Below are 628 nucleotides of genomic sequence, written 5' to 3'. Positions count from 1 at the left end.
AGTTGATGGARWWRATGGTRYTGATGGNAAANTCRGTARCTGTAAMAGATAACGGCGATGGTACCACWACTGTAACYGATGGTGCAGGGGGTACGGTAACCATTAAGAATGGAGTTGATGGAAAAGATGGTGCTGATGGAAAGTCAGTAACAGTAACAAATAACGGTGATGGTACCACTACTGTAACCGATGGAGCAGGAGGTACRGTAACCATTAAGAATGGAGTCGACGGAAAAGATGGAACTAATGGTACAAACGGAACCAACGGTGTTGATGGAAAGTCAGTAACTGTAAAAGATAACGGCGATGGTACCACAACTGTAACCGATGGWGCAGGGGGTACAGTAACCATTAAGAATGGCGTTGACGGAAAAGACGGAACTAACGGTACTAACGGTGTTGACGGTAAATCRGTAACMGTAAMARATAACGGTGATGGTACCACAACAGTAACTGATGGYGCAGGGGGTACGGTAACCATCAAGAATGGAGTTGACGGAAAAGACGGAACTAAYGGWACWAACGGCGTTGACGGTAAATCAGTAACAGTAACAAATAACGACGATGGTACCACAACTGTAACCGATGGAGCAGGAGGTACGGTAACCATTAAGAATGGAGTTGACGG

Origin of the sequence: Pedobacter sp. V48 (genome assembly GCF_000523515.1) — a bacterium.
Classification (GTDB): domain Bacteria; phylum Bacteroidota; class Bacteroidia; order Sphingobacteriales; family Sphingobacteriaceae; genus Pedobacter.
Note: the sequence above shows the minus strand (reverse complement) of the source record.